The 26,748-nt window shown below is 73.5% G+C and carries 23 protein-coding genes and 5 pseudogenes; 16 read left to right on the top strand and 12 right to left on the bottom strand.

Features of this window, described 5'->3' with window-relative positions:
• Positions 1 to 131 precede the first annotated feature (131 nt).
• The 5 genes and pseudogenes from IF43_RS0122860 to IF43_RS40990 all read left to right on the top strand — a co-directional run.
• Positions 132 to 1,514, top strand: a complete 1,383-nt coding sequence (locus tag IF43_RS0122860) for a hypothetical protein (protein ID WP_030203780.1) — start codon at positions 132 to 134, stop codon at positions 1,512 to 1,514.
• Positions 1,511 to 2,926 carry a radical SAM protein gene (locus IF43_RS0122865; RefSeq protein ID WP_051795875.1) on the top strand — a complete coding sequence of 472 codons (1,416 nt, stop codon included), beginning with the start codon at positions 1,511 to 1,513 and terminating at the stop codon, positions 2,924 to 2,926. Before IF43_RS0122860 ends, IF43_RS0122865 begins: the two co-directional genes overlap by 4 nt.
• A 20-nt stretch (positions 2,927 to 2,946) precedes the next feature.
• Positions 2,947 to 4,833: a ferritin-like domain-containing protein gene (locus IF43_RS0122870; RefSeq protein WP_030203784.1), complete on the top strand. Its 1,887-nt coding sequence runs from the start codon at positions 2,947 to 2,949 to the stop codon at positions 4,831 to 4,833.
• Positions 4,830 to 6,017 (top strand): hypothetical protein, encoded by a 1,188-nt coding sequence (locus IF43_RS0122875; RefSeq protein ID WP_030203785.1) that lies wholly within the window; start codon positions 4,830 to 4,832, stop codon positions 6,015 to 6,017. Before IF43_RS0122870 ends, IF43_RS0122875 begins: the two co-directional genes overlap by 4 nt.
• Positions 6,018 to 6,118: 101 nt before the next feature.
• Positions 6,119 to 6,534: pseudogene (locus IF43_RS40990) on the top strand (IS5 family transposase); the annotation flags it as partial.
• 139 nt (positions 6,535 to 6,673) lie between these two features.
• Here the strand turns inward: IF43_RS40990 and IF43_RS40995 are convergent.
• Positions 6,674 to 6,796, bottom strand: a pseudogene (locus IF43_RS40995) (IS5/IS1182 family transposase); the annotation flags it as partial.
• Positions 6,797 to 6,889: 93 nt separating this feature from the next.
• Between IF43_RS40995 and IF43_RS0122885 the strand changes: the two are divergent.
• From IF43_RS0122885 to IF43_RS0122895, 3 genes and pseudogenes are all read left to right on the top strand, one after another.
• Positions 6,890 to 7,441: a hypothetical protein gene (locus IF43_RS0122885; RefSeq protein WP_030203786.1), complete on the top strand. Its 552-nt coding sequence runs from the start codon at positions 6,890 to 6,892 to the stop codon at positions 7,439 to 7,441.
• A gap of 232 nt (positions 7,442 to 7,673) precedes the next feature.
• Complete coding sequence (locus IF43_RS0122890; RefSeq protein WP_037889643.1) at positions 7,674 to 8,027, top strand: hypothetical protein; 354 nt, start codon at positions 7,674 to 7,676, stop codon at positions 8,025 to 8,027.
• An 18-nt stretch (positions 8,028 to 8,045) separates the two neighbouring features.
• Positions 8,046 to 8,390: pseudogene (locus IF43_RS0122895) on the top strand (transposase family protein); the annotation flags it as partial.
• 155 nt (positions 8,391 to 8,545) lie between these two features.
• Here the strand turns inward: IF43_RS0122895 and IF43_RS0122900 are convergent.
• The 4 genes and pseudogenes from IF43_RS0122900 to IF43_RS0122915 form a co-directional block, all read right to left on the bottom strand.
• A complete protein-coding gene (locus IF43_RS0122900; RefSeq protein WP_234332469.1) occupies positions 8,546 to 8,938 on the bottom strand; it encodes a DUF6193 family natural product biosynthesis protein in 393 nt (130 codons plus the stop codon).
• Positions 8,939 to 8,954: 16 nt separating this feature from the next.
• Positions 8,955 to 10,314: pseudogene (locus IF43_RS39740) on the bottom strand (transposase).
• Between the two features lie 111 nt (positions 10,315 to 10,425).
• Entirely contained in the window at positions 10,426 to 11,589 is a 1,164-nt protein-coding gene (locus IF43_RS0122910; RefSeq protein ID WP_199922766.1) for an aminotransferase class V-fold PLP-dependent enzyme, read from the bottom strand.
• A gap of 240 nt (positions 11,590 to 11,829) precedes the next feature.
• Positions 11,830 to 12,882, bottom strand: a complete 1,053-nt coding sequence (locus IF43_RS0122915) for a YncE family protein (RefSeq protein WP_030203797.1) — start codon at positions 12,880 to 12,882, stop codon at positions 11,830 to 11,832.
• A 147-nt stretch (positions 12,883 to 13,029) separates the two neighbouring features.
• On the opposite strand from IF43_RS0122915, the gene IF43_RS0122920 reads away from it, so the two are divergent.
• A complete protein-coding gene (locus tag IF43_RS0122920; RefSeq protein WP_037889620.1) occupies positions 13,030 to 13,959 on the top strand; it encodes a LysR family transcriptional regulator in 930 nt (309 codons plus the stop codon).
• A 14-nt stretch (positions 13,960 to 13,973) separates the two neighbouring features.
• Here the strand turns inward: IF43_RS0122920 and IF43_RS0122925 are convergent, their stop codons facing one another.
• The 3 genes from IF43_RS0122925 to IF43_RS0122935 form a co-directional block, all read right to left on the bottom strand.
• Positions 13,974 to 14,579, bottom strand: a complete 606-nt coding sequence (locus tag IF43_RS0122925) for a hypothetical protein (protein WP_030203802.1) — start codon at positions 14,577 to 14,579, stop codon at positions 13,974 to 13,976.
• Positions 14,580 to 14,649: 70 nt separating this feature from the next.
• The gene (locus IF43_RS0122930) at positions 14,650 to 15,048 is read right to left on the bottom strand and encodes a hypothetical protein (protein ID WP_051795878.1); all 399 of its coding nucleotides are present in this window, start codon (positions 15,046 to 15,048) and stop codon (positions 14,650 to 14,652) included.
• Positions 15,049 to 15,076: 28 nt separating this feature from the next.
• Positions 15,077 to 16,549, bottom strand: a complete 1,473-nt coding sequence (locus IF43_RS0122935) for a sialidase family protein (protein WP_051795881.1) — start codon at positions 16,547 to 16,549, stop codon at positions 15,077 to 15,079.
• A gap of 351 nt (positions 16,550 to 16,900) precedes the next feature.
• Between IF43_RS0122935 and IF43_RS0122940 the strand changes: the two genes are divergently transcribed.
• The gene (locus IF43_RS0122940) at positions 16,901 to 17,179 is read left to right on the top strand and encodes a hypothetical protein (protein WP_030203806.1); all 279 of its coding nucleotides are present in this window, start codon (positions 16,901 to 16,903) and stop codon (positions 17,177 to 17,179) included.
• A gap of 61 nt (positions 17,180 to 17,240) precedes the next feature.
• Here IF43_RS0122940 and IF43_RS0122945 read toward each other — a convergent pair whose 3' ends face one another.
• Both IF43_RS0122945 and IF43_RS0122950 read right to left on the bottom strand, forming a co-directional pair.
• Entirely contained in the window at positions 17,241 to 17,912 is a 672-nt protein-coding gene (locus IF43_RS0122945; protein ID WP_078910369.1) for a HutD family protein, read from the bottom strand.
• A 201-nt stretch (positions 17,913 to 18,113) separates the two neighbouring features.
• On the bottom strand, positions 18,114 to 18,758 hold the full coding sequence (locus IF43_RS0122950) for a dihydrofolate reductase family protein (RefSeq protein ID WP_030203808.1): 645 nt from the start codon (positions 18,756 to 18,758) through the stop codon (positions 18,114 to 18,116).
• A 171-nt stretch (positions 18,759 to 18,929) separates the two neighbouring features.
• On the opposite strand from IF43_RS0122950, the gene IF43_RS0122955 reads away from it, so the two are divergent.
• From IF43_RS0122955 to IF43_RS0122975, 5 genes are all read left to right on the top strand, one after another.
• Positions 18,930 to 19,211 carry a pyrimidine/purine nucleoside phosphorylase gene (locus IF43_RS0122955; protein WP_030203809.1) on the top strand — a complete coding sequence of 94 codons (282 nt, stop codon included), beginning with the start codon at positions 18,930 to 18,932 and terminating at the stop codon, positions 19,209 to 19,211.
• Positions 19,212 to 19,463: 252 nt separating this feature from the next.
• Positions 19,464 to 20,108 (top strand): CBS domain-containing protein, encoded by a 645-nt coding sequence (locus IF43_RS0122960; protein ID WP_030203810.1) that lies wholly within the window; start codon positions 19,464 to 19,466, stop codon positions 20,106 to 20,108.
• 223 nt (positions 20,109 to 20,331) lie between these two features.
• The gene (locus IF43_RS0122965; RefSeq protein ID WP_030203813.1) at positions 20,332 to 21,054 is read left to right on the top strand and encodes a response regulator transcription factor; all 723 of its coding nucleotides are present in this window, start codon (positions 20,332 to 20,334) and stop codon (positions 21,052 to 21,054) included.
• Between the two features lie 301 nt (positions 21,055 to 21,355).
• Positions 21,356 to 22,108 carry a CBS domain-containing protein gene (locus IF43_RS0122970; protein WP_051795885.1) on the top strand — a complete coding sequence of 251 codons (753 nt, stop codon included), beginning with the start codon at positions 21,356 to 21,358 and terminating at the stop codon, positions 22,106 to 22,108.
• 20 nt (positions 22,109 to 22,128) lie between these two features.
• A complete protein-coding gene (locus IF43_RS0122975) occupies positions 22,129 to 23,130 on the top strand; it encodes a nitroreductase family protein (RefSeq protein WP_234332476.1) in 1,002 nt (333 codons plus the stop codon).
• A 174-nt stretch (positions 23,131 to 23,304) separates the two neighbouring features.
• On the opposite strand, the gene IF43_RS0122980 is transcribed toward IF43_RS0122975, so the two are convergent.
• Complete coding sequence (locus IF43_RS0122980; RefSeq protein ID WP_051795887.1) at positions 23,305 to 25,743, bottom strand: glycoside hydrolase family 65 protein; 2,439 nt, start codon at positions 25,741 to 25,743, stop codon at positions 23,305 to 23,307.
• Between the two features lie 197 nt (positions 25,744 to 25,940).
• Here IF43_RS0122980 and IF43_RS0122985 point away from each other — a divergent pair, with 197 nt between their 5' ends.
• Positions 25,941 to 26,573 (top strand): CBS domain-containing protein, encoded by a 633-nt coding sequence (locus IF43_RS0122985; protein ID WP_037889649.1) that lies wholly within the window; start codon positions 25,941 to 25,943, stop codon positions 26,571 to 26,573.
• A gap of 92 nt (positions 26,574 to 26,665) precedes the next feature.
• Here the strand turns inward: IF43_RS0122985 and IF43_RS42940 are convergent.
• A pseudogene (locus tag IF43_RS42940) lies at positions 26,666 to 26,748 on the bottom strand (lytic transglycosylase domain-containing protein); the annotation flags it as partial.

Raw genomic sequence — 26,748 nt, forward strand, 5'->3', positions numbered from 1 at the left:
ACACGTGACACACGGTAACGAATCTCGTACGTTCGACCACGTCCCGTTACGCTACCGCACGGGGTGGACCGCGCTCCGGGGTCGGCCGCACGCCGCCGCCCCGCCGGCGGCACGCCCGCCAGGAGGTGCCGGTGATCGACCGCATCTGGCTTCAACCACCCCTCGCCATCGCCCGGTTGGGATCCTCGCCGGTGCCCTGCGACAACTACCGCTACGGACCCAGCGACCTGACCCCGCGCGGTACGGGCAAGACCACCGCCGAGCCGGTGGAGAGCCTCGACCTCGCCGCCGACGGCACCCTCACCCCCCGCACGCCGGAGAAGGTCCTGTTCAAGGACGCGGACGGCTGGCGGCCGGTGTGCCCGTTCTTCGAGGTGCACGGCAGCTGGACCACCGCGGAGGGCGAGACCCGCACGGGGGTCCTCACCACCGACGTCCTCGCGGCCTTCGGGCTGGGCCTCGGCGACGTGCGCTGGGAGGTCTCCGTCGCCAACCTCAAGGCCCACCACCTCACCCAGCAGCCGGACGACCGCGTCGAGGCCCGGGTCGAGGTCCGCGGCGACGACCACCAGCGCCACCCGCTCTCCGGGCGCTCGCCGCAAGGCGTCGCCCAGCCGCTCGTCCCGGCCGGCGCCGCCCTCCCGCTCGGCTCGGTCCAGGTGCCCGCGCCGAACGCCGGACTCCCGGAGCTGCGGCTGCGGTTCACCCCGGGGAAGGGGTTCGTGTACGGGCCGACGAACCTGGCCGAGCTCGCCGCGAACACCGCCTACCAGCTCCCGCCCGAGCGGCTGGTCCTCAATCCGGAGGCGCCCTGGTGCACGTGGCAGCTCAGTGACATCAGCGACGACGAGCGGACCTCGCCCCCCGGCCTCTTCGCGGGTGCGGAGCGGCAGATCCGGGCGAGCCTCGGCATGGTCGACGACGTCTGCGACGGCACGGTCACGGTGACCCTGCCGGGCGGCCTCACCGCGACCGCCCGCATCGTCGCCAGCCCGCCGGACTTCGCACCGGACCGCAGGCCCTTCGTGTCCCTCGCGGACGGGCTCGCCGACCGGGTCAAGCGGGCCGAAGTGAGCGATCCCGCCTACATCGCCGACGAGGGACGGACCGCGCTCGAGATCCGCGATCTCTTCGAACGGATCCTCGAGACGATGGGCAACATGAACGTGGACGTGCAGAACCAGCGCGTCCTCGATGTGTACGGCGGGGTCGCGTGGACGGTACCCGAGCCGCTGACCGGCGTCATCCTCGCGCTCACCGACCGCGGCCGCCGGCGGCACCGCCGCTTCGTGGCGCTCGAGGCACTGGAAGACATGGTGCGTGAGCAGCCCGACCTGCTCGATCGCGTGGTCCGGCCGCCCGCCGAGGACCTCCCGCCCAGCTACACCGACCGCCGCATGCCGATCGGGATGCGGGGTGCCGACGCCGGGCCGCTGCACCTGACCCGGCGGCAGTACGACCTGCTGAACGCCTGGGCCCAGGGCCTGCGCGAGCGGACGGAGCCGGGCACGTGACCGTACTGCTCCAGATCGGGCGCCGGCCCCCGGACCTCCCGGCCCAGGCCACGGGCCTGCTCCCGGACGGGCCCGGGTCCCAGGTGCGGGTCCTCCGGAGCGCGCACGGGGCCCACCTCTTCGTCGTCGACGGCAGCCGCCTGTACGACCTTCCCGAGGACGTGGCCGTACGGCTGGAGGAGTGGCTCTCCGCCCCGGAGGGCACCCTCGACGGGATGGCCCGCGAGCTGGACCTGCCGCTGTGGGGGACGCCGCGGATCGACGGCTCTCCCGCCGCACCCCCTCCGCTGTCCTCGATCTCCCTCAACGTGATGCAGGCCTGCAACCTGAGCTGCGGTCACTGCTACGCCGACGAGGGCCGGTTCGGCGGCACCGCCCGGGCGATGCCCCGGTCCACCGCGTTCGAGGCGGTGGACCGGCTGCTCGCCGAGGCCGCTCCCGGCTCGGACGTCGTCGTGGGCTTCATGGGCGGCGAGCCGCTGCTCGCCCGCGACCTGGTGCACGAGGTGGTCCGGTACGCCGTCCGGGCCGGGACCGCCACCGGACACCGGGTCCGCTTCTCCCTCACCACCAACCTGACGACCGTACGGCCCGACGACGCCGCGCTGTTCGCGGAGCACCCGTTCACCGTCACGGTCAGCCTGGACGGGGACCGCGCCGGCCACGACGCGCTGCGCAGGGCGCCGGGCGGGGCCAGCGCGTACGACCGGCTGCGGGCCGGGCTCGACACCCTCGGCCGCCACGGCCGTCCCCGGCACCTCTCCGCGCGCGTCAGCGTCACCCCGCACACCGGCAGACTGCTGGACATCCTCGAGCACGGCATCGCGCTGGGCTTCGACGAGGTCGGCTTCGGGGCCGTGGTGAGCGCCCCCGACGCCGCGTACGAGATCACCGCCGGGGCGTTCGCCGGCTTCCTCGACCAGATGACCTCCTGTGGCGAGCGGGCCCTCGCGGAGCTGTCGGCCGGACGCCCCTACCCGTTCGGCAACTTCCAGACCGCCATGGAGCAGCTGCACCGTGGGGCCCACCGCCCCTACCCGTGCGGGGCCGGCGCGGGGTACCTCAGCGCCTCCGCGGACGGGGGCCTGTACGCCTGCCACCGGCTGGTCGACGACCCCGCCTTCGCGATGGGCTCGCTCGCGTCCGGACCCGACACCACCGCCCGGCAACGGCACCTGGCCGAGCGCCACGTGGACCGGCAGGAGCCCTGCCGGTCCTGCTGGGCCCGCTACCTGTGCGGCGGCGGCTGCTACCACGAGGTCAGCCGCCGGGGCCGGCCCGGCTGCGACTACATCCGCGGCTGGCTGGCCTTCTGCCTCCGTGCCTACGTCGAACTCGGCCAGGCCGCGCCCGGGTTCTTCGAGCAGCGGTCCGCGGCGTCCCCGCTCACGAGCAGTGCCAGCACCGTCTGAAGGCCTGAAGGAGCCCCTCCATGCCCGACCTGCCGACTCCCGCGGGGAAGATCCTCCCGCGCAACCTCACCGCCCGGGCCGACCATGTCGTACGCGGCAACCCCGCCAACAGCCGCCCGGAGAGCGGGGTCGACAACTGCTTCCCAGGGCTCGAGTTCGACCAGCGCAACCTGGACAAGGCCTTCTTCCCGGGGATGCTCTTCGACTTCCACCGCTACAACGGTTCGCGGGCGCTGGAGGTCACCGGCGGGGTGGCCGCCGCCGAAGGGCTGACCACGGCGGACCTGACCGGCGACAACCAGGTCTTCATCGGGGCCCTGTGCGGGCGGACCCGGGTGGACCAGACCGACGCCCACCTGGAGCCGGTCGACTGCCGGGAACGCGACGGGCTGGACGTCTGGCGGCAGGTGCACGACCTGCTGCCCGGCCGGATCGCCGTCCTCCTGCTGGGGCGCCAGACGTCCGTCGCCACGCTCGGAGCCGCCGCGGTCGGCAACCTCAACACGCTGCGCATGCGCGGTGAGAGCTTCGTCCGCCGGGCGCCCGACGGCCGGTTCCAGCTGGCCGTGCTGGTCGCGGACCGGGCCCGGTACCTGGACGAGAACGGGGTCATCGACCCGGAGGCCTACGGGCCGGGAGACCTCACCCGCAGCCTGTGCGCCCCGTGGCAGTACGACTTCCGCGACTGCGGTTGCTTCTACTGGGCCGCGTCGAAGCCCGACGTCGCCAGCAACGCCGACGAGAGCATCCCGCAGATGAACTTCCTGCGCGCGGACCGCACACCGGTCCCGGACCTCGACACGGACGCGCGGGACCTCGGCAGTCCCCGCAGGCGGCTGGAGTTCGGGTACGCCCGGATGATCAGCGACTGGAGCGTGCTGCCCGTGGTGCTCAACGGCCGCGAGGACGACGGCATCGGCAACCCGGCGCCGCCCGACGTCCCGCTGCTCGACCGGGCGACCGTGATCAGCAGGCTCAAGGGACTGGCGACCGTCGAGCACGCCCTGAGCGTGGAGTACCTGTACGCGCACTACACGCTCAACGCGCCCAGGGAGCTGCCGGACACGGCGAGTCGGCTGATGCGGCGGATCCACGCCGCGGCCTTCGAGGTGTTCGAGGTCGCGGTCGACGAGATGCGGCACCTGCGCTGGGTCAACGAGGCCCTCGGAACCCTGGGCGAGAAGCCCGTCGTGGGGCGGGCGGCGGAGATCGTGCGCGACACGGTCCATCCCTTCGAACTCCGCCCGCTGACACCCGCGCAACTGCAGTGGTTCATCGACGTGGAGGCCCCCAGCCAGCAGGTGGGGACCGGGCTCGACGGCATGTACGTCCAGCTGCACCGGAGCATCGTCAAGCAGCCCGACGTGTTCCCGGAGGCCGACAGACTGGCCCATCTGATCAAGCTCGTCATCGACGAGGGCGAGGAGCACTTCCGCCGCTTCACGGCGGTGAAGCAGCACTTGGCCGGTCTCGATCCCCTCGTGTACCTGCGGACCCTGCGGCGGCCCGGCGCCCAGGACCGGCTGGGCCGGTTGCTGCTCGACCTCAGCGACCTGTACTACGCGGCGCTGCTCGGCACCCTCCGGGCCACCTTCGCGCTCGGCGACCAGGCCGGTGGTCTGCTCATCGGCCAGGCCCGGGTCACGATGGAGAACCTCCACGAGATCAACCACCTCCTCGCCTCCCGCGGCATCGCGCCCCGCTTCACCCTGCCGCCGGCCTTCGGGCCGGACGCGGGCGGGCTGCCGCCGGAACTCGCCAACGGCCAGGCAACCAGGGAAGCGGCCGTGGCGGCGATCCGGGCCCTGAGCGACATCGGCGAACTCGACGGGGACCTGCGGGACATGGCGAACAGTCAGCAGATCGAGACCGCGGCCCTGTTGGACGTGCTGGACCTTCAGGCGTGAGCCGGCCCGTCGAGATCGGCGGGGGCGGACTGGCCGAGCTGACCTGCGCCCGGCTGCTGGCCGGGCGCGGGCACCGGATCCGCCTGCCACCGCCCGGGCCCGGCGCGGCGGGGGCGGTGGCGGCCGGTGCGGGCACGCCGGGAACGGCAGGGCAGGGCAGGACGGGCCCGGGTACTGCGGGGTCCCGGCCGCTGCTGCTCACCGGGCCGGCCCTGGAACTGCTGGACTCCCTGTGGGGTCCGGGACTCCTCGACGGCACCTGGGAGGTGACGCACCGCCAGGTGCGCTGGGGCGACGGGCCGCCGGCCCGGTTCGCGCAGCCGGGCCGGGTGGTGGACGGGGTCGAACTGGCCCTCCGCATGCGCGAGCGGCTGGCGGAGCACGACACGGACCCGGGCGCGGCGGATCCGTGGGAGGGCCCGCCCTGCTGGGTGGTGACCGCCCGCGCGGACCGGCCGCCGGCGCGCTCCTCGCCGTGGGGACCGAGCCGCACGCCGACCGGCGGGGAGCCTGCCGGGGCACCCGTCGAGCCGGCCGTTCCGCCCCCGGTCCGGTCCCCCGCCGCGGAGGTCACCCCGGAGCCCGAACGGGTCGCCGGGCGGCGCAGGTTGCTGGCAGGGACGGCGCCGCTGCGCGTCGGCGCCGACGAGCGCACCGCGGTCCTCGGCACCGCCGAGGGGGGCTGGGCGCACCTCACCCCGCTCGGGTGCGGCGCCGCGCTCGTCCAGGCGATGGTGCCCGGTCCGGCCGGGGACCCCGTCGCCCTGCTGGCCCGCCTGGCCGCCGAGACCGGCCTGGGTGCGCTCCTGCGCCGCCCGCCCCGGTCCGCCACCGCCATCCCGGCCGCCCCGCTGCTGCACCCGTCCCCCGCCACGGCGCCCGCCGGGGACGCCCCGGGCCGGCTGCTCGTGGGGGCCGGAGCCATCCGGTACGACCCGCTCAGCGGCACCGGGACCGCGCAGGCCCTGCGTACCGGCATCCTGGCCGCGGCCGTCGTCGACGCGGCCGCACGGGGAAGCGCCCCGCCGCGCGCGCTGTGCGCGCACTACGCCGCCCGGCTGCGCGCCGCGTACGCCGAGCACCAGCGCAGCTGCGCCCGGTTGTACGGGAGCGCCTTCCCCGGGCCCGCCTGGTCGGACGAACTCGACGCCGCGCGGGCGTGCGCCGCGCCCAGCCGGGGGTGACCTGGACGGGGCCCGCTCCCCCACCGGGCGGGGCGCCGGACCGGCCGCTACCGCCGGGCGGGGGTCCTCGTGGTCGCCCAGGGTGCCCCTCGGGCGGGGGGAACACAGGCTGCAAGTGGAGGGCCCTGCCCTCCGACTACCCTCCATGGCGCACGGTCTGGGGTTTCATGGCCCGCTGGACCGCGGCTGGCGTCGTCGGGCATATCCGCGATCACCTACGCGGCCGGATCCGCCGCGACATGGGCAACGGGCCTCGTGCCGTCGCCATGGTCGTCGATTCCCAGAGCGTGAAGGCCGCTGAGACCGTCGGCAAGGACTCACGCGGCTACGACGCCGCGAAAAAGATCAGTGGCAGGAAGCGCCACCTCGTAGTGGACACCCGAGGGCTCCCGTTGCTGGTCATGGTGACGCCCGCCGATATGACCGACCGTGACGCCGCGAAGGAAGTCCTCCTCCGCCTCCGCCTCATGCACCCTGAATCACCATCGTCTGGGCCGACTCTGCCTACGCCGGCGAGCCGCCAGGCGTGAATCCGGTGTTCCAGACGACATCGCCTACCCCGTATGTGCGGTAGGCCGTGTAGCTGTCGCGGTAGGTGTCTGGCACCGCCCGGGCGGCGAGATGAAGCGACTGGGTATCCGCCACACTGTCGCTGCCTGGTGGACCACATCTGCTCCATCCCGACGCAGCATGGTCAGCAGCTTGCCGAAGCAGCGCGGGCTCAGTCCCGCGAACGGGGCTATCCAGGACGGCTCCGACGCCGTGATCACACTCGCCACTTCATGATCATCACCCGAGCTGGCTCCATGCCGTGACAATCCCGCAGCTACGCTGACCGGGGCAGTCCACAGTGAGTAAGACCGGGGGAAACCGTGAACCGACCGCTGCTGTTCCTCGACGTGGACGGGCCACTCAACCCTTACGCAGCCAAGCCGGAGAGACGTCCCGACGGCTACACCACAATCCGAGTTCCCAGGAACGACGCCCATGGGGACGACAGGGGCCTCTCGTCCCGACGGCGCCCCCTGCGGGTCTGGCTCAACCCAGAGCACGGGCGAAACCTGCTCCAGCTCGGTTTCGAGCTGTGCTGGGCCACCACATGGATGGACGACGCCAACCGGTGGATCGCACCGGTCCTCGGCCTTCCGGAACTTCCCTTCGTCGACTTCGGCGACGTCCTACTTCAAGAACGCCCCGATGGAGTCCACTGGAAAACCGGACCGCTGGTGGACTACGCAGACGGCCGTCCTTTCGCCTGGGTGGACGACGAACAGAGCGAGCTGGACCAGACGTACGTGACCGCCCACCACCAGGGAACCGGGCTCCTGCACCACGTCAACCCACGGATCGGCCTCCGGGAGAACGACTTCCACACGCTCGCCGGCTTCGCCCGGTCCCTGAGCACCTCACGAACCACCAGCTGAGCACCCCACCAGCTCTTCAGACCGCTCCGCACCCGCAGCCAAGATCTTTGCGGGACAGCCCTTAGCCATGATCTACGCTTTCGAACCGTTTCGCGCGTTTAAGGGCTGTCCCGTATCTGCTGGTCACGGAGCTGCCCACGCTGCGGAAACTGCGTAGCTACTGAGTTCGCGGTTCCGGTATCGTCCGGTCTCTCGACCCGCCAGACCAGCGGCCTAGTGTTCAGAGATGCACATGACCAGCCAGCAAGCAACGACGACCCTGTGGCGCCCCGCCGGCCCCAAGGAGCTGGATCTTGTTCGGCAGCTGAACTACCGTGCGTGGCCGCCCCGGCTGCCTGAGCAGCCGATTTTCTACCCGGTCCTGAACGAGGACTATGCGATCAGGATCGCGCGGGACTGGAACGTGAAGCACGACGGCGCCGGCTTCGTCACTCGTTTTGAGGTCGAGTCGGAGTTCTTGAGCCGGTATCCCGTCCAGCAGGCCGGCGGGCAGACGATCCTCGAGCTCTGGGTTCCGGCTGAGGAGCTGGACGACTTCAACGCCCACATCGTCGGCGAGATCCAGGTGGTCCACGAGTTCCGCTGAGGCGGGAAGGGATTGCCCGTCGTCGTGGTCGGCCGACCGCTTCCCGGCAACCGCAATGACTGCAAAGCCTGGGAGGAGACCGGGGCCAAGGCCGCCGTCGTCGGCAACACCATGACGATCGGCGACGGCGGCCACCCGGGCACTGGCCTCGTGATGCCTCACCGCCGTCGCAAGGGCGAGGAACTACCCGAATGGAAGCAGGCACACAACAAGTGCCACAAGCAGGTCCGGGCCCGCGTCGAGCACACCTTCGCCCGCATGAAGACCTGGAAGATCCTCCGCGACTGCCGCCTCAAAGGCGATGGAGTCCACCACGCCATGCGCGGCATCGCCCGCCTGCACAACCTCGCTCTCGCCGGATAAGCGAGCGAGACGTCCATACGGTCCTGAGTACGCGTCAGGCCGCCCCCGTTCACTGCCAGGCGGCCGCCACCTATGTGCCGCACCAGCCTATGCCTCGCCCCCGGCGAAGGGGAAGCATTCCTTCTGGGTTCACAAACAGGCACTCAACTTGTCGTTTAACCGTCGAGTGGCTCCTGCATCGCCTCGTGGACCGCGAGTTCCTCTGGAGTGCCGAAGAAGGCCGGCCCGCAGCCGACGGGAAGGCGCTCCAAAACCATGGCGATGGCTTGCGAGACCGTCTCCGCAGGCCCCACGTCCTGAGAGCGGAGAGGACCTGATACCCAGTAGCTGCCTCCGGCAGCAGGCTGGATGTAGGGGATGTCCCACGTCCACCGTTGTTCGGTGCAGCGGCTGAAGTGCAGCTCGCCCATGCCGGTCCAGGGGAACAGCTGCCGCAGGCGCGGTTCGGCGTAAGCGGCTTCCAGCAGCTCCGGGCGCACGCGTCCGTCAGCGCGGACCTTCTCCCAACCTGCTTCGACAGCGTCACCGCTCGATGGCCCCAGTGTCATGGGGACATCATCATCGTCATCCCTGAGGCTCACCGCGTGGGGTGGGGCTTATTCGTCGCGGTTTGGTGCCGACCTTGTGGTGGGCGGGTCGGGTGTAAGACTCGCCGGTGGCGAGGACGCGGCCGACGTCGTAGCGGGTGGCCACCTGTCGATTCTTCGAGCCGAGCGGGCGGCCGGGGCCGGGCCTGGTGGGCTTTGGTGCACCGGCTGGCGTGCCTGTCTTCGCACGGAGGTTCCTGAACCCCCGCCGGACTCGAGCTGGGGTGAGTCTGTTCGGTTCGGCCGGCCGCTCCCATGGTCGGCGGAGGTCCCGCGCGAGCGGGCGGGCGAGGCGGAGCTGGGCGTGTGCGGCCAGGACGAGCCAGGTCCAGCGGTCGGCCGCCGCAGAGTCCCGCAGCTTCGGCCTGTCCAGCCGAGAGTCTGCTTGAGACGGCGAAAGGTGTGTTCCACGTCGAAGCGGCGCAAGAAGGCCTGCCAGCACCGGTCGACGTCGGCAGGGCCGGCTCCGGTGCCCACCACCACAGCCAGACGGGCTTGTTCACCCCGCCGCTGGGCAGCTTCTCGACCGCCAGGTGGATCACGGTGCCCTCGATGATGGGCAACGGTCCCTCGTGGTCGAGCCAGGCTGCCCGGCGGGTCAGGCGAGGGTGGAGCCGGTCCCACGCCTGTGCGGTGGCCGTCCCGTACCGGCCGGTGTTGGTGACGGTGACCGCGGTCGTCTCGCTCCATGTGGCCGGGTCGCCGAAGACGAACTCGCCCGGCACGGGCTTGCGCATGACCCGGTCCAGGTCCCCCTCCCGCCACTGGTCGGCGTCCACGAGACGTTGTACGACCTCTCGGACTTGATCGGCGGTGATCGCAGCCCAGTCAGCGCCGGGTCCCAAGCGAATCGCGTCCAGCAGTGCTGTCCACGAGGTGCGGCCGGTCTCCAGGGCGGCGACGATCGAGTACGGCCAGCCGGGCACCCTCTGATGCTTGCCCAGGCCGCGGCCGAAGGTATGGCAGAAGGAGCGGTCCGAGGAGGTGTCGGCGTCCGGCCGCAACCACGGCGAGACGTCCACCGCCAGCACCAGCCGACCGTCACCGGCTCGCGGAAGCGGGACACCGGTCAGCGCTCGCCGCAGCCGGGCGACGTCGATCCGACCGTGGTTGATCCCGGAGTACAAGGCCCCGTGCCCGCGCCGATGCTCGGGCGCGAGCGCCAAGTCCACGAGAGTGCGGACCGGACCGTCGGTACACAGCAACGCGTCGGACAACTCGAACAGAGCGTCGCTCCGGGCGGTTAGACACGCGTACAGCTCCGCGCGGAACTCCACCACCGTCAACGCGCCTCGTCCAACTTCATGCTCGACCAGTCCCACGATCCCGGCCTCCATACTGCGCTGGCTCAGCACAGGATCGGCCCGCGGCGCCTCACACCGCTCGTGAACTGGGAAAACATCGAGCAAGTTCGACCCTCGTTCGACGGCGAACCATAAACGACAAGCTCAACCGTGGGGCTGTGCGAGGGCGCTGTCGAGGACGTCGAAGAGTCGCTCGACGTCCTGGCGGGTGGTGTGGAGGTGAGGGCTGATGCGGAGGGACGTGCCGCGGGCCCCGACGAACACGTCCGCCTCCGCCAGCTCCGCCACCACGCGCCCCCGCAGGTCTTCGGGGACCGTGATGCCCAGCATGTGCGGTCCGCGCGGGACGGGCGTGGGCAGCGCCCGTTCGCGGGCCTCGGCGGCGACGAGGGCGGTGACGACCGACAGGGCGTCGGCGACGGCGGGAACCGTCCAGGCCGACAGCTGCCGCAGGGCGGCGGTGGCCATCGGGGTGAGTTCGAACGCGGTCCGTCCGCCCGCGTCGAAGCGCCGGGCGCCGGGCTGGTAGTCCGCGCGGTAGTCCACCAGTCGGGCGAAGTCCTCGGAGCCCTCGCGCAGGATCCAGTTCTCCTCCAGCGGCCGCCCCTGCTGGTGCTCGGGAGCGACGTAGAGATAGCCGAGCCCGAAGGGTCCCAGGAGCCACTTGTAGCCGACGCTCACGACGAAGTCGGGGCGGAGCGCGCCCGTGTCGAGCGGCACGGCCCCGGCCGACTGGCTCGCGTCGACGACCAACGCGGCCCCGGCCGCGCGGGCGGCCCGGGCGACCGGTTCCAGATCCAGCAGGGCCCCGTCGGTCCAGTGGACCTGCGGTACCGAGACCACGGCCACGGTCTCGTCCAGGGCTCCGAGGACCGCCTCGGTCCACGTCCGGCCGCCGTCCCGCCGGACGGTGAGGAGGGAGGCCCCGGTCCGTTCGGCGAACCGCCACCACGTGTAGATGCCGGAGGGGTACTCGCCGTCGAGGACCAGGACGCGGCTTCCGGCGGGCGCGGTGAGATTGGCGGCGGCGACCGCGAGGCCGTAGCTGGTCGCCGGGACCAGGGCGATGTCGTCGGCGGTCGCCCCGATGAGCCCGGCGAAGAGGGCCCTGCGCTCCTCCGCCCCGTCGAACCAGTCGGCGGTGCGGATGCGCCACGGCTGGGCGCGCTTGCGCAGGGCCGCGTCGCCGGCGTCGCGGGCGGCCCGCAGGGTGGGTGCGAGGGACGCGGTGTTGAAGTAGGCGACGTGGTCGGGGATGTCGAAGAGGTCCCGACCGGTGCCGAACGCCATGGGTCCCTCGCTCGTCATCCCGGATCCCCCTGACGCCGTCGGATCAACACGTCCCCACCGTGCCAGCACAGGGGCCCGCGGGGGCCACGACCTCGCCGGGGAGCCGCACGGAGCCGCCCAGGATCACCCGTCGTGGCGCCCCGGTCGACGTCCTCGCAGAGCGGCTGCGAGCCGCACGAGGGGCGCCGGGTCGGGTTCGGGAAGACCGTGCAGGGCCGTCCGGCTCGGGGGCCGCCGTGCCCCGTCCGGTGAGGGCGGTCAGGCGGGGCGCGGGACGTAGGCCAGGCCGTGGGCGCCGGGCTCGCCGAGCTTGGCGATGTCCAGCCGGGCCAGACGCTCCAGCGTTTCCAGGTCGACGACGTCGACGGTCGAGGAGACGACGCAGGACACGTAGCCGAGCCGGCCGTCAGGGGAGGAGGTGATGGTCAGCGGGAAGAGTCCGACCTCGACCTGGCCCACCTGCTTGCGGGTGTCGGCGCAGAACACGGTGAGGCGGCCCGGCGCGTGGCGTCCGAGCTGCGCCCCCGGGTCGGCCGTCATGCGCAGCTCGCCCGCGAGGAGCCTGCCCGTCGAGGTGAGGTGCACCGGCAGGACGACGTCCTCCGTGGGCAGGGTGTCGACGACGGACGCCGCCCGGGGGTCGACCACGCGGATTCCGGTGGCCGGCCGCCCCTCGGCGCCGGCGGAGAAGTTGCCGTACGGCGCGGCGACGAAGGCGTGGGCGCCGTCGGCGGACACGGCGAGCCCCTCGCTGCCCGGGACGTCGACCTTCGCGGTGAGGACGCCCCGTTCGAGGTCCACGACGGACACGAACGGCGCTTCCTTGTTGGTGGCGTAACCCGTCCGCCCGGCGGGGTCGATCGCGAACCAGTGCGGGCCGGGCGCGTCCGTGTCGATCCGGCCCAGGGGCCGGCGGGTCGCCGTGTCGACCACCACGACACCGCCGGGCCGGTCCTGCCCGGCCTCCACGCTCACGTAGAGCCGCCCGCGCGCCGTGTCCAGCGCCAGCCCGTGGGGTCCGTGTTCCGGGGCGAGGTCGACGACCTCGACGATGCGGCGGCTGTCGGGATCGATGACCGCCAGCTCGGTTCGCCGGCCGCCGTTCGCGTGGTAGTAGCCCGAGTGGTAGGTCAGGGTGCACCACAGCAGTCGCTGTGTGGGGTCGTAGCACAACTCGTGCGGCTCGGCGGGGACCTGTACCGCGCCGAGGTGCCGGTCGGAGGCGGCGTCGAAGAACGAGACCGTCGGTCCGCTCTGGCTGACGACGGCGAGTACGTCGCCCTCTCGACCGGTACGGGGGGACTGCTGCACAGCGGCTCCTAGAACGGGGCGAAGCGGGAGTGCCGCGCGTCTTCGCGGGCGTCTCCACTCTCCGGCGCCGGCGCCCGCGACAGCAATGCAAAGATGGGCAACCAATCATTGCCGTACACGCAAGAACCCAGCTCAGGAGGCTCATTGATGGACCTCAACCTACTGCGGGTCCTGGACGCCCTGCTCCACGAGAACAGCGTGACCCGCGCCGCGGCGCGCCTCGGCACCTCGCCCGCGGCGGTCAGCCGCACCCTGGCCCGGCTCCGGCGCGCGGTCGGCGATCCGCTGCTGGTCCGAGCCGGACAGGGGCTGGTCCCGACCCCGCGCGCCGTGGAACTCCGGGAGGAGGTGGGCGCGTTGCTGCGCAGCTGCGACAACGTGCTGCGGCCCGGTGCCGGGTTCGACGCCGCACACCTGCGGCGCACCTTCACCGTGCAGGCCACGGACCTGCTCCTGGCGGGCGTGGCCGGAAGCCTGGTGGAGCGGATCCACGCGGAGGCCCCTCAGGTGGACGTCGTCTTCCTGCCGGAGGCGATGGAGGGCGGTCCCGGGCTGCGGCAGGGCTGGGTGGACGTCGAACTGGGCGTCCTCGGACACCTGGACCCCGAGATCCGGACGCGGCAGCTCGCCCGGATGCCGCTGGTCGGCATCGCCCGCAGCGGGCATCCCCTCTTCGACGGGCGGATCGACGCCCGGCGGTTCGCCGCCGCCGACCACATCGGCATCTCCCGCCTCGGCAAGCGCCTGGGGCCCATCGACAGCGCCCTCGCCGAACTCGGACTGCGCCGTCGAACCGCGGTCGTCGTGCCCAGCCACACGAGCGCGATGATGCTCGCCCGGGACACCGACCTCGTCGCGCTCAGCCTGGCCGACTGGCTCCCCGGTACCATCTCGGCCATGGGCCTGCGGACGTTCCCGGTCCCCCTGGACCTGGAGCCCCTGGACCTCGGGATGGCCTGGCACCCGCGGAACGCGGCGGACCCGGGTCACCGCTGGTTCCGCGAACACCTCGCGTCCGCCGTCCTGGCGCCGGCCGGGCCGGGGCGGGGGCCGGCAGCCGCTCCTGCTCCCGGCTGAACCGCGCGGAGGGCTCAGGCGGTCAGGCCGGCCCGCCCGAGGGCCGCCCGGGAGAGGTCGTCGATGGCCTGCTCGTCGCCCCGCCGCCACGCGTCGGCGAGTCCCCCAGGCGGCACCGGGATCCCGGCCAGGTCCTTCACCGGCCCGGTCAGCGCCCGCAGCGCCAGCAGGTCGGCCCCGCCGGGGGCGTCGAGCAGGCTGCGGATCCGGGCGGTGCGACGGATCCAGCGCACGCGCGGGGGAAGCCAGAGCACCAGCACGAACGCCACGGAGAAGAAGATCAGGGCGAACGTGGTCAGGTCGGCGACCCGGCCGACCAGGTCCTGCAGTGACTGCCCGGCGGCCGAGAGCCCGTCGCTGGCCTCGGCGGCGGCCTGCAGCGGCTTCTTCAGGACGTCCCCGACGAACGGTACGTCCGAGGCGGCGTCCCCCGCGTCGCCGAGGCCGGAGGCGAGGCTTCCGCCCGCGTCCTCCACCTTCTTCCCCGGCTCCGCCAGCAGCATGATCGCGTCGTGCACGGCCAGCGCGAACCACACCGCGAGCGCCACCAGGACAACGGCCGTCACATCGGCCAGCACCTGCCGGCACAGGCGTGCTCGGGTCTGGGCGTAGAGGCGCATCGGCGTGCTCCTGTTCCGGCGGCATCGACGGACGGGACGGGTCGGAACCCTACGGTGCGGTGAGGGTCGGTCAGAAGCCCCGGAAGCCCCGGAAGACGCCGCTCTCGTCGGCCGCGTCGGCGAACTCCTCGTAGTCCATGGCGGCCAGGGAGAGGTTGTTGTCGATCGACCAGAGCTCCGCGGCGACGACCCGCAGGCTACGGGGCGGTTCCGCGGCGACGTCGATCGTCAGGAGCGGCAGTTCGGCGGTGCTGAGGGCGGCGGTGTCGGCGACGGCCACCAGTCGGACCCCGGAGGCGTCGGGTGCCCGGTCGAGGACCTGCTCGGGCGTCAGGCCGCGGTAAGCGGGGTCGTCGACGGTCACGACGTCGGCGTGGACGCCGTCGGCCGTGGGCGTCTCGAGGGTATGGCACAGCGTCTCCCAGGCCTCCGGGTGGTCGAAATCGGTGCGGACCAGCAGTGTCGCCACGCGTGGATCTCCAGGTCTGTCGGGCCGGTCACCGGGTGGGGAGAGCGGCGGTGTACACGTCCGTACGGTTCTGCGGTGCGCCGGAGTGGGTCTGGGTCAGCACGGCCCGGACGCCCCTGCCGTCCGCCGCCAGCCCCTGGTAGTCGCCGAGGAAGTAACCCCCGGCGAACGGCGCCTGCAGCCAGTCGAAGACCCGTGAGATCCGCCGTTCGGTACGGCGCCGCAGGTTTCCGTGCGGCAGCGTGGCCAGCTGGTAGGCGGTGGGCAGGGTGGTGGTGTCGCCCGGCTGGAGGAAGCGCAGGTCGTAGTAGGTGAGGGCGACCGTGCCACGTTCGTCGACCGCGATGGACGGGGAGAAGGCCGGCACGCCTTCGGGGCTGATCAGCTCGGGGGAGCCCCAGGTGCGTCCGCCGTCGGTGGAGCGCACCAGCTGGACGGCGTCGAAGCTGCCGGCGGAGAAGTCCGAGCCCTCGTACGCCATGTACAGCGTGCCCGTCCTCGGGTCGACGGCCGGGCTGGGCAGGGTGGACGCGGCGCGCAGCAGCTTGGTGGGGTCGTTCGGGTCGACCTCCGGCACCGAGGTGTCCCGGGCCACGGTGACCGGGGTGCTCCAGGTCTCGCCGGCGTCGGTGGAGGTGACGACCGCGTAGTGGGCTTCGACGACGGCGGTCAGGTCGTCGGCGTACGTGATCTGGTCGAAGAAGTCGTACAGGGTGCCGGTGCGCCGGTCCACGACGATCAGGTGGCCGATGGTCTGGGTGTTGGGCACGGTGCTGGTGTCGACGAACTCCCGGGCCCCGCTCCAGGTGCGGCCGCCGTCGCGGGTGAGGGAGATGTAGCCGGGGCCGTCGAGGGAGCCGGGGCCGGGCGGGGCGCTGTCGAGGCGGTTCCAGACCTGGTAGGCGGTGCCCTTCCGGACCGGGTCGGCGGTGAGCGAGGGCTTGTCGTTGAAGAACGGCTGCTCGTCGACGTGCGTGGTGGTGAGGTGCTGCCAGGTGCGGCCGCCGTCGCGGGACGTGGCGGCGAGGAGGCCGCTGCGCGTGCTCTTCACGAAGTCGACACCCTCCCCGCCGGCGTAGACGGTGCCGTCGGGTCCGGTGCTCACCCAGGGGTCGGTGGCCCGTTCGAAGTCCGCGCCGCCCGGGGCGCACAGGCTGAACGGCAGCGTGCTTCGACGGAAGGTGCGGCCGTCCGTGGTCCAGGAGGCCACCAGGCCGCGGGCGCCGCCGTCGTTCCAGCGGTCCTGCTGGAACGCGGTGACGACGCGCTCGGGGTCGCGCGGGTCGACGGAGACGTACGGCTCGACCTCGGTGCCCGGGTAGACGACGCTGTCGGGGGACCTCGCGCCGATGGTGCAGTGCGCGTACGGATCGCCGTGGGAGACCTTGGTCAGCGCTGCGCCGTCGGGGCTCCGGTCCGCCGCGGCAGGGGTCGCGCCGGTGAGCGTGCAGAGCAGGAACGCGGCGGTGACGGCGGCGGTCGAGGGCAGGAAGGCGCGCATGCGGGATCTCCTCCGAGCCTCGGGGGCCGGGGTGGGGGACCGCCGCCATCGGGACGGCGTGGGGCGCGGAGGCGTACCGGAACGCGGGGGTCGGACGACTCCGCTTGATCCTCTTCGGCGTCGTGGCCCCTGCCCTTGATGGGCCGGACGGCGGAGTCCTCGCCGGTTCCGTCGGGCGGGCGGGGTCCCCGCGGTCCCGTCGGGCGGGCGGGGTGCCCGGCGTGCCGGCCGGCGCAACAGGCCGGGCTTTCCGTGTCAAGTCCCGCGGTTCCGTGGCGTGACGCGGCGTTCGCGCACGTGATCTCTTTGAGGAGAACCCCGGGCAGCCCTTACCACGAATGGAGAAGTGCCATGTCCAAGCCCTTCCGGATGCGTCGCACCGTCCTCGCCGTGTCGTCTTTGGTGCTGTTGGGCGCCGGTGTCTCGCTGCCGGCGACCGCCCTGGGGGCGACCGCGGACGACCCGCAGCAGATCGTCAGACTCGACCCGGGGGAGATCGCCGAATTCGTCGCCGATGAGGGCACCACGACCGTCACGTGCGGTGATGTCAGCGGCACGGACAGCGCGGCGGTCAAGAAGGAGGTCAAGCAACGGCTCCTGGAGAAGCTGCGGGAGAAGCTGGCCGACTGAGGCCCCGGCCGGAGCGGGGCATGCGCCGCCGGACGGCGCCCTCGCGGTGCGCGGCACCCCTTCAGACCGCGCCGGCCCCCGGGGACCGGTCCGGGCCGCCGATCGGCAGGCGCACCACGGCCGTGGTGCCCGGGCTGCGCAGGGTACCGGCGGCGGACGCGCCGAGCAGGGCGGCGTCGTGGTGGGCGAGGACGAGGGTCCGGCCCCCGGTGTCGAGCTCCGCCCGGCCCGCCAGGACGACGACGAGCAGGATCTCCTGCGACCCGGTGGAGAGGGACGAGGTGCCGCGGACGACCGCCGTGTCGGCGGGCGCGCCGCCCCGGCGGTGCATCACGTTGAAGTTCACGACCGGACCGTCCAGGAGGCGGCAGTCCGTGGGGACGTCACCCGGGAAGTCCCGCGGCGCGTAGCGCTCCGCCAGCCGGTGGCGGACGCCGCCCACCGTGAGCTCGATGCCGTTCCCCTCGACGACGGTGAGCGTACGGTCCACGGCGGGGAAGACCGAGTACGGTCCGTCGGCGGCCACGTCGGCGAGGCTGACCCGCCAGACGAAGTCGTCCATGCCCGCCCCCTCGGGCCACGCCGCGATCTCCCGGGTCACGCCGCCGCCGTTCTTCCAGGGGACGGCGCTCCGGTCGACGGCCCGTAGAACCCTGACCGGCCACCCCGCGGGGGCGCCCTCCTCGGACGTCACGTCGTACTCCTCCGGTGCCGCGCTCTCCCGTTCCGCCATGACCGCATCCTGCCCGAACCCGTGCGCACGGCGCACACGGCGCAGCGTGCGCCGACGCCGCCCGGCGGTGCGAGTGGTGGGGGCCGGTCACCGTCGCAGCACCGCGCACCGCGCACCGGGCTCCGCGCAGCACCGCGCGGCTGACGACCGACGTACCCGTCAGCCGTCAGCCGTCAGGCTTCAGCCATCAGGCTTCAGCCATCAGGCGTCGCCTCCGAGACCGCGGTCGGGTGCGCTCATGTCCCCCGTGGCGGGCGTGCCGTCTGCGAGCCCGTAGCGCAGGTACACGGTGCCCTTCGGGCTGGCCACCGGGGGTGCGAGGAGCGTGACGTTGGTGGGCACTGCGCCGTCGTCGAACACCTTCTTGCCGACGCCGAGCACGATCGGGTGCAGCCAGAGGTCGAGACGGTCGAAGAGCTTCTCGCGCAGGAGGGTCTGCACGAGGTTCAGGCTCCCGACGACCTTGACGTGCTCGTGCCGGTCACGGATCTCCCGCACCGCGCCGGCCAGGTCCGGTCCGAGCTGCGTGGACCCGGCCCACGACAGGTCGGGCTCGCCGCGCGAGGCGACGTACTTCGGGACGCTGTTGAAGAGCGTGGCGATCTCGTTGTCCTCGCCGCCCTCCTGGTGGGGCCAGTAGGCGGCGAAGATGTCGTACGTCCGCCGGCCGAGCAGGAGGGCGTCCGTGCCCTCGTACGCGGCGCCGACCTGCGCCCCGGCGACCTCGTCCAGCAGCGGCGCCTGCCAGCCGCCGAACGGGAACCCCACCGGGTCCTCGTCCGGGCCGCCGGGCGCCTGCCCGACGAGGTCGAGGGTCGCGAACATCTCGATGTGGATGAGCCCCATGGCGTACTCCCGATGAGTCGGTTCTCTCCGTCAAAGAGATAGACCTCCGGGAGGCCGCGGACTCATCGCCGCGCCGGAACCGGAACGGTCGTCTCCGGTAGCCTTGCGCCCCGCCGGAGGCGCACGCGACGCGCCGGCCGCCCATCTCCGCTCACGCCCGGGAGGACCCTCGTGTTCGAGGTCAACGAGTACTTCGACGGTTCGGTCAAGTCGATCGCCTTCACCCAGGAGGAGGGGCCGGCGACCATCGGCGTCATGGCTCCCGGGGAGTACGAGTTCGGGACGTCCGCCCCCGAGACCATGCGCGTGGTCAGCGGCGCCCTGACCGTGCAGCTCCCCGGCACCGACGCCTGGGAGACGTTCGCCGCCGGCGGCCACTTCGACGTCCCGGGCAACAGCACGTTCCGGCTCACGGTGGCGGTCGAGACCGCCTACCTCTGCGAGTACCGCTGATCCGGCCCGAGGTGGCGAAGCACCCCCACCCGCCCCTGTCGTGCCCGTTCCCGTACACGGCTCGCCTCCCGGGTCGGCGGAGGTGGGCGGGCTCCCGGGCATGGGCCGGTCGGGCCCCTGTCGGGGCCGCACGACCCACGCGGACGCCGGTCGCGCCGCCCAGACTGGAGGCGGACCCGACCAGGAGGCCGCCATGAGCACCCCGTCCCCCGGCAGCCTGCTGTGACCCGTAGTACCGCGAAGGAGCCGGTCATGTCCGCAGCGCCCTACACCGTCAGCGACGTCATGACGCACACCGCGGTCGCCATCGGCCGGGAGGCGTCGTACAAGGAGATCGTCGAGATCATGCACGAGTGGAAGGTCAGCGCGGTGCCCGTCCTGGAGGGCGAGGGCCGCGTCGTCGGCGTGGTCTCGGAGGCGGACCTGCTGCCGAAGGAGGAGTTCCGGCGGGAGGAGCCCGTCCTGCCCGACCAGGTGGAGGAGGCCTCGAAGGCGGACGCGGTGCTGGCCGCGGACCTCATGTCGAGCCCTGCGGTCACCGTGCGTCCGGCGGCCACCCTCGCGGAGGCGGCCAGGATCATGGCCCGCAAGCACGTCAAGCGGCTGCCCGTGGTGGACGAGGTCGGCATGCTCGAGGGCGTGGTCAGCCGCAGCGACCTGCTGAAGGTGTTCCTGCGGCCCGACGAGGAGCTCGCGGAGGAGGTGCGCGGCCTGGTGCTGGACGAGCTCGTTCCCGGCGGGGCCCTGGAGGTGGCCGTGCGGGACGGCGTGGTCACCCTGCGCGGCCCCCTGCCGGGGCGCGCGCTGGTGCCCCTGCTGGCGCGGGCGGTCGGCGCCGTCGAGGGCGTCGTGGACGTACGGATGGAGCTGGACGGGGCCGCCACGGCCGCCGCGTGAGACCGGACGGGCCCGGACGGACCTCGCGCCGCCCGCGCCGTCGCCACCGCCACGGCCCCGGCCACCGCCACGGCCACGGCCACCGCCGGCGGGTCCCCGGGCCCGCTGCCGACGAACGGCCGCCGCCGTCGGGTGCGTGGGGCCGGCTGCTGGGACAATCCCGGTAGGAGTGGGCGTACGGCGCGTCGGGGCGCGTACGTCACGAACCGGGTCGGGGGTGACCATGTCCGACGCAGCGCAGGCCTCGGCCGAGGCGCCGACCAGGGTGTTCCTCCTCGACGACCACGAGGTGGTCCGCCGCGGCCTGCGCGACCTCCTGGAGGGCCAACCGGACATCGTCGTCGTGGGCGAGGCCGCGACCGCCGCGCAGGCCCTGGCCCGCGGCCCGGCGCTGCGGCCCGACGTGGCCGTGCTGGACGTACGACTGCCCGACGGCGACGGCATCACCGTCTGCCGCGAGCTGCGCTCGCGCATGCCGGACCTCGCCTGCCTCATGCTGACGTCCTTCGACGACGAGGACGCCCTGCTGGACGCCATCATGGCCGGGGCCGCCGGGTACGTCCTCAAGCAGATCAAGGGCTCCGACCTGGTCGCCGCCGTACGGACGGTCGCCACCGGCCAGTCCATGCTCGACCCCGCCACCACCGCGCGCCTGATGCGCTCGCTGCGCGACCCGGAGGCGTCGAAGCCGCCCGAGGACGCCCGCCTGGCCGGGCTCTCGGAACGGGAGCGGTCGGTCCTGGAGCTGATCGGCGCCGGCCTCACCAACCAGCAGATCGCCAAGAAGCTCTACCTGTCCGAGAAGACCGTCAAGAACCACATCTCGAGGCTGCTGGGCAAGCTGGGTGTGGAGCGGCGCGTCCAGGCGGCGGTCATCGCGGCACAGGTCCACGAACACGAGCAGAACGCCCGGAACGGCAAGGACGGCGGTGGTCCGCACGTCTAGGTTGCGCCCGCGGCCGTCCCGGGACCGACGGGGCCCATGGGATCGACGGGGCGCCTGGGACCGACGGGGCCCATGGGATCGACAGGGCCCCTGGGACCGACGGGGCCCGTGGGGTCGTCGCGGGCGAGGCGGCCGACCGACCGCGCCCGCCCGGGGGTGGGGACGGGTGGCGCCGTCCGGTGGCCCGTCCGGGCCCGCGGAGGGACCGTTCGGCCCCTCCCCCGCCCCACGGCCGTGGTGGACGGTGGACACCTGACCCGCGCGCCCCGGGAGACGGGCGCGCCACGGCGGGAGGTGCCCCATGCAGCACGTCAAGGTTGCGGACCTGATGACCGACGACGTCGTCTCCGTCGCCCCGGAAACCCCCGTCAAGGACGTGGCGAAGGTCTTGGCCCAGCACGACATCACGGGCGTCCCGGTGCTCGACGAGGAGGACCGGGTCCTGGGCATCGTGTCGCAGACCGACCTGCTGGCGCGGGTGGGGGCGGCGGGGGCGGAGGGGGCCGTCCCCACCGGTTCGCGGCAGTGGCCCGACGGTTCCGGACCGCGGTGGCCCGCCGGCACCGGGCCGGAGGACCCCGCCGCCGGTCAGGGCTCGGCCGTACCGTCGCCCGTCACCGCGCGCGAGCTCATGTCCGCCCCGGCCGTCACGGTGCACGCCGACGAGCCGGCGGCCGACGCGGCGCGGCTGATGACGCGCCGCGGAGTGGAGCGGCTGCCCGTCGTGGACGTGGAGGACCGCCTGGTCGGCATCGTCACCCGCCGCGACCTGCTGCGCCTGTTCCTGCGGCCGGACGCGGAGATCCGGCACCGGGTCGAGGACGACGTCCTCTCGGGCGTCCTGGGCGCCCCCGCGGACGCGGTCGAGGTGCACGTGGTCGACGGCATCGTCACGCTCACCGGCCGACTGGACCGCACGAGCCAGCTCCCCGTCCTGCGGCACCTGGTCGAACAGGTCGACGGCGTCGTCGCCGTGGCCTCCCGCGTCACCGCCCGGACCGACGACGCCCCCGCCGCTCCCACCGTCCCCACGCGCCACGCGATGCCGTGGTGAGCCCAGACAGGACCACTGCCGTGACCACTCCCGCAACCACCCCGATCCTGCTCGACCCCGCAGCCGTCGTCCGGCTCGTCGACGACGCCGTCACCGCGCCCTCCATGCACAACGCGCAGCCCTGGCGCTTCGTCTTCGGCACGGACACCGGCACCGTCGCGCTGTACGGGGACCGCGACCGCGCGATGGCGCACGCCGACCCCGGACACCGCGCCCTGCACCTCGGGTGCGCCGCCGCCCTGTTCAACCTGCGCGTGTCCGCCGCCCACCGCGGACTCCAGGCCCGGGTGCGCCTCCTTCCCGACGCCTCCGACCCGTGGCTGCTCGCCGCCGTCGGCTTCACCGCGCCCGCCAGGACGGACCAGGACCTGACGGGACTCCACCCGGCCCTGCGCCGACGCCACACCAGCCGCTTCCCGTTCCGCGACGAACCCGTGGCCGCCCCGCTCCTCGACGCGCTCGCCGGCGCCGCCCGACTGGAGGGCTGCCACCTCACGGTCCCCGAGCCGTGGCACGTGCAGACGGTCCTGGAGCTCGCCCGCGACGCCGAGCACCGCGAGGAGATCGATCCGGCCGCACGCGCCGAGACCGCGGTCTGGACCCACACCGGGCCCGGTACCGCAGGCCGCACCGACGGCGTCCCGGTCACCGCGTTCGGCCCGCGCCCCAGCACCGGGACGGCCCCCGTCCGCGACTTCGGCCGCGTCCGGCCCGTACGCGGCCGGTCCTGGGCGGCCTTCGAGAAGCAGCCGCAGCTCGCCCTGCTGACGACGGACGGGGACGCCCCCGCCGACTGGTTGCGCGCCGGACAGGCCCTGCAGCGCGTCCTGCTCCAGGCCACGGCGGACGGCCTGGCGACCTCCATGACCTCGCAGCCCCTCGAGTGGCCGCAGCTGCGCTGGACGGCCCGCGACCCGCTCGCGGGCAAGGGCCACGTCCAGATGGTCGTCCGCCTCGGCTACGGACCCCCCGGACCCGCCACGCCGCGCCGCCCCGCCGCCGAGGTCCTCACGCTGCGCTGAGACCGTCCCCGCCGGGACCGTCGCCCTGGTGCCGGTCCCGGGCCGCGCGGCGGTTCCGTCCGGGTCGCACGGCGGTGCCCGTCCCGGTTCCCGGCCGAGCTCGGCCCCTCGCCCACGGAGGGCGAGGGGCCCCGTCGCCGGGTGGAGAGGGCGGGACCCTCGGCGCTTGGGCCGTCAGGGCTCCGGACGGGGCCGTTCGGCCCTGCCCGTGGGCGGCCGCAGGCTGAACCACCGCTCCTCCCCCGCCGCGAGGACGACCCGCCGCCCGCCGGGGAGGAGCAGGGGCACGGGACCGAGCGGGGAGGCGGGGACGCGGATGCCGATCCGGCCGGGGACGAAGCGGACGTCGATGCCCCGGTGCCCGCGGTAGCAGAGCGTGAACGCCGAGCGGGGTACGCCGGCGAGCGGGACGGGGTCGATCCGCAGGCCGTCGGGGCGGGGTTCGAGACCGATGACGCCCCGTTCGACGAGGTCGAGGGTGCCGGCCATGGCACCCAGGTGGATGCCCTCGCCGGTGGTGCCGCCCTGGACGTCGGCCACGTCGCTGAGCAGGGCCTCCTCGCAGTAGCGCCAGGCGTCCGGGCCCTGCTGCCGGGCGAGGACCCAGCCGTGGACGAGGCTGCTGAGGGTGGAGCCGTGGCTGGTGCGGCGCAGGTAGTACGCCACGGTGGCGCGCCAGGTGTCGTCGTCGAGCCGGTAGCCGAGGCGGTCGAAGAGCGCGTGCAGTTCGGCGGGGCCGAAGAGGTAGCCGAGCATCAGGGTGTCGGCCTGCTTCGAGGCCTGGTAGCGGTTGACGGTGTCGCCTTCGGCCTCCAGGATCCGGTCGAGTCGGCGGATGTCGTCGTAGCGGGCCCGGTAGCCGTCCCAGTCGAGCTCGGCGAGGTCGCCGTACCCGTGGAACTGGCTGATGACGCCCCGGTGGAAGGGCACGTACAGCCGGCGCGAGACGTCCTGCCAGCGGTCGAGGTCGCCGGGGTGCGCCTCGATCCGGGCGAGGAGTTCGGCCCGGTGGGCGCGGGGCAGTCCGGCGTACGTCTCCAGGGCGCGGGCGAGCACCCAGGCGGCGGTGGCGTTGGTGTACGCGTTGTCGTCGATGCCGGGGGCGGCGGCGTCCGGGTAGCCGTCGTGGTACTCGTCGGGACCGACGACACCGCGGATCCGGTAGCGCCGCAGGTCCGGGTCCCAGGTGGCGGTCCCGGCCCAGAACTGGGCGATGCCGAGGAGGAGTTCGGCGCCGGGGCCGTGCAGGTGGCCGAGGTCGCCGGTGGCCTGCGCGTACTGCCAGACGTTCCAGGCGACGGCCGATCCCACGTGGCGCTGGAGGTGCGAGTGGTCGGGCAGCCAGCGTCCGGAGCGCGGGTTGAGGTGCCGGGTCTGGGTCTCCTCCGCGCCTGAACTCCCGCTCTGCCAGGGGAACATGGCGCCCGTCAGCCCGACCCTGCGGGCGGCCTCGCGGGCCGCGGGGAGGCGCCGGTGGCGGTACTGGAGCAGGCCGCGCGCGGTCTCGGGGAAGTGCAGGGTCAGGTACGGCAGGACGAACAGCTCGTCCCAGAAGACGTGGCCCCGGTACGCCTCGCCGTGCAGGCCCCGGGCCGGGGCGCCGGCGTCGAGCTCGGCGGTGTGCGGGGAGAGGGTCTGCAGGACGTGGAAGGCGTGCAGGCGCAGGATCCGGCCGGTCTCGCCCGGGGCCCGCAGCTCGCCCGCCCTCCAGAGCCGCTCCCAGGTCGCCCGGTGGGAGGCCAGGAGGGTGGTGAAGGCGGGTGCATGGGCCACCCGGTCGAGGGCCTGGCCGAGCGGCCGCGCCGCGGGGCGGTCGAGGGAGGTGTGCAGGGCCGCGGTCTTCACGACCACGGCCGGCCGGCCGCGGGGCAGCCGGACGACGTACCGCTGCGCGGCCGTCCTCGCCGTGCACCGGGGGTGCATCGGCGCGAGGGGGCTGACCGAGGTCCGGACCGCGACCGCGATCCGGATCCGGGAGGAGACCGTGGCGCAGGTCAGCCACGCCACTCCCTCGGCGGCCACGCCGGCCCGGTGCCGGGTGAGGTGCCGGCCGGCCAGGTCGCGGTAGCGGTCGACGCCCGCGTTCGCCACGTCCCCGTCCAGGACGGACTCGATCTCGACCGAGCCGGTCCATCCGTAGGCGCGGAAGGTGGTGCGCTGGGCGGCGAGGTAGGGGTCACCCATGTGCACGAGCCGGGTGTGGACGACGCCCAGGCGGCGGCCCTGCGCGTCGTGGAAGAGCATCCGCCGGGTGAGGGTGCCCGCGCGCAGGTCGAGGAGGACGCGGTAGCGGCGCAGGCCGGGGTCGTCCGGTGTCAGCCAGGGGCCGGGCGGGCCGTCCTCGGGGAGGCAGCGGTAGCGCAGCGCCGTCCAGTCGGGCAGCCGGACCGTGTCCTCGTTCACCACCCGGTGGCCGGCCACTTCCGAGGTGAGCCGGTCGTAGCAGCCCGCCAGGTAGGTACCGGGGTAGTGGACCGGTCCGGCCACGGCCTCGGGGGCGGAACCGCGGGTGGCGAAGCGGCCGTTGCCCAGGGTGCAGAGGGCTTCGACGAGCCGCTCCGTCTTCGGGTCGTAGCGGTCGTACGTCCACTCCCAGCTCCGGTGCGCCGTCACGGCTGCCCGCCCCGCGCGTTCGCGGGTGCGGCGCCGTGCGGGGGGCGCGGGGCGGTGCCGCGGGTGGCCCGCCCCGGCGCCGGTGGGGCCGAACGGCCCCCCGGCCCGGGCCCCTGAGGCCCTCGCGGAGGGCGGGCCGAGGAGCCGATGCTGGAGGAGAGACCGGGAGGTGCACCGTGTACTGCGTTGCCGACGTGATGTCGAAGAAGGTCGTGGCGGTCACGCCCGAGGCCGGCTTCAAGGAGATCGCCGCCGTCATGGGGCGCTGGAAGGTCACCGCCGTTCCGGTCGTCGAACGTGACGGGCACGTGATCGGCGTGGTCTCGGAGGCCGACCTGCTCCCCAAGGAGGAGTTCCACGACCACCGCCCCGGCCTGGTCGAGCAGATGCGCCGCCTCGACGACACCGCCAAGGCCGGCTCCGACCGCGCCGCGGACCTGATGACCTCCCCGGCCGTCACGGTCCGCCCCGCCGCCACGCTGGCCCGGGCCGCCCGGATGATGGCCGAGCACCGCGTCAAGCGCCTCCCGGTCGTCGATGCCGACGGCACCCTGAAGGGCATCGTCAGCCGGGCCGACCTCCTGAAGGTCTTCCTCCGCTCCGACGACGACCTGGCGGCCGAGATCCGCCGCGGTGTCGTCGAGCGCCTGTTCCCGGGCTCCCATGACGCGGTCAGGGTAACCGTCACCCAGGGCGTGGCGACCGTGACCGGCCAGGTCGGGGACGGGCATCTCATCCCCTTGGCCGTACGGCTGGCCCGGGCCGTCGAGGGCGTCGTCGACGTCCGCTGCCGACTCCGCGCGTCGGCACCCGCCGTTCACCGGAGCTGAGTCCCAGGACCGTCGGGCATGCGGAAGGCCCCGGTGGCCGGCCTGGGGAGGCCGGCCACCGGGGCCTTCGCACGTCTGTCGCCGCTGGCGGCTCAGTACCAGTGGTTGGCCTGCCAGAAGTTCCAGGCGCCGACCGGGGAGCCGTAGCGGGAGTTCATGTAGTCCAGACCCCACT

Origin of the sequence: Streptomyces sp. NRRL S-87, assembly GCF_000719335.1 — a bacterium.
Lineage (GTDB): Bacteria > Actinomycetota > Actinomycetes > Streptomycetales > Streptomycetaceae > Streptomyces.

Bases quoted from the DNA above. Each gene is read 5' to 3' on its own strand.
- IF43_RS0122920 (WP_037889620.1), top strand. From the start codon at position 13,030: ATGGACCTCAACCTACTGCGGGTCCTGGACGCCCTGCTCCACGAGAAC.
- IF43_RS0122870 (WP_030203784.1), top strand. From the start codon at position 2,947: ATGCCCGACCTGCCGACTCCCGCGGGGAAGATCCTCCCGCGCAACCTC.
- IF43_RS0122970 (WP_051795885.1), top strand. From the start codon at position 21,356: ATGCAGCACGTCAAGGTTGCGGACCTGATGACCGACGACGTCGTCTCC.
- IF43_RS0122910 (WP_199922766.1), bottom strand. From the start codon at position 11,589: ATGACGAGCGAGGGACCCATGGCGTTCGGCACCGGTCGGGACCTCTTC.
- IF43_RS0122900 (WP_234332469.1), bottom strand. From the start codon at position 8,938: ATGACACTGGGGCCATCGAGCGGTGACGCTGTCGAAGCAGGTTGGGAG.
- IF43_RS0122890 (WP_037889643.1), top strand. From the start codon at position 7,674: ATGACCAGCCAGCAAGCAACGACGACCCTGTGGCGCCCCGCCGGCCCC.
- IF43_RS0122945 (WP_078910369.1), bottom strand. From the start codon at position 17,912: ATGGCGGAACGGGAGAGCGCGGCACCGGAGGAGTACGACGTGACGTCC.
- IF43_RS0122940 (WP_030203806.1), top strand. From the start codon at position 16,901: ATGTCCAAGCCCTTCCGGATGCGTCGCACCGTCCTCGCCGTGTCGTCT.
- IF43_RS0122965 (WP_030203813.1), top strand. From the start codon at position 20,332: ATGTCCGACGCAGCGCAGGCCTCGGCCGAGGCGCCGACCAGGGTGTTC.
- IF43_RS0122950 (WP_030203808.1), bottom strand. From the start codon at position 18,758: ATGGGGCTCATCCACATCGAGATGTTCGCGACCCTCGACCTCGTCGGG.
- IF43_RS0122935 (WP_051795881.1), bottom strand. From the start codon at position 16,549: ATGCGCGCCTTCCTGCCCTCGACCGCCGCCGTCACCGCCGCGTTCCTG.
- IF43_RS0122925 (WP_030203802.1), bottom strand. From the start codon at position 14,579: ATGCGCCTCTACGCCCAGACCCGAGCACGCCTGTGCCGGCAGGTGCTG.
- IF43_RS0122960 (WP_030203810.1), top strand. From the start codon at position 19,464: ATGTCCGCAGCGCCCTACACCGTCAGCGACGTCATGACGCACACCGCG.
- IF43_RS0122985 (WP_037889649.1), top strand. From the start codon at position 25,941: ATGTCGAAGAAGGTCGTGGCGGTCACGCCCGAGGCCGGCTTCAAGGAG.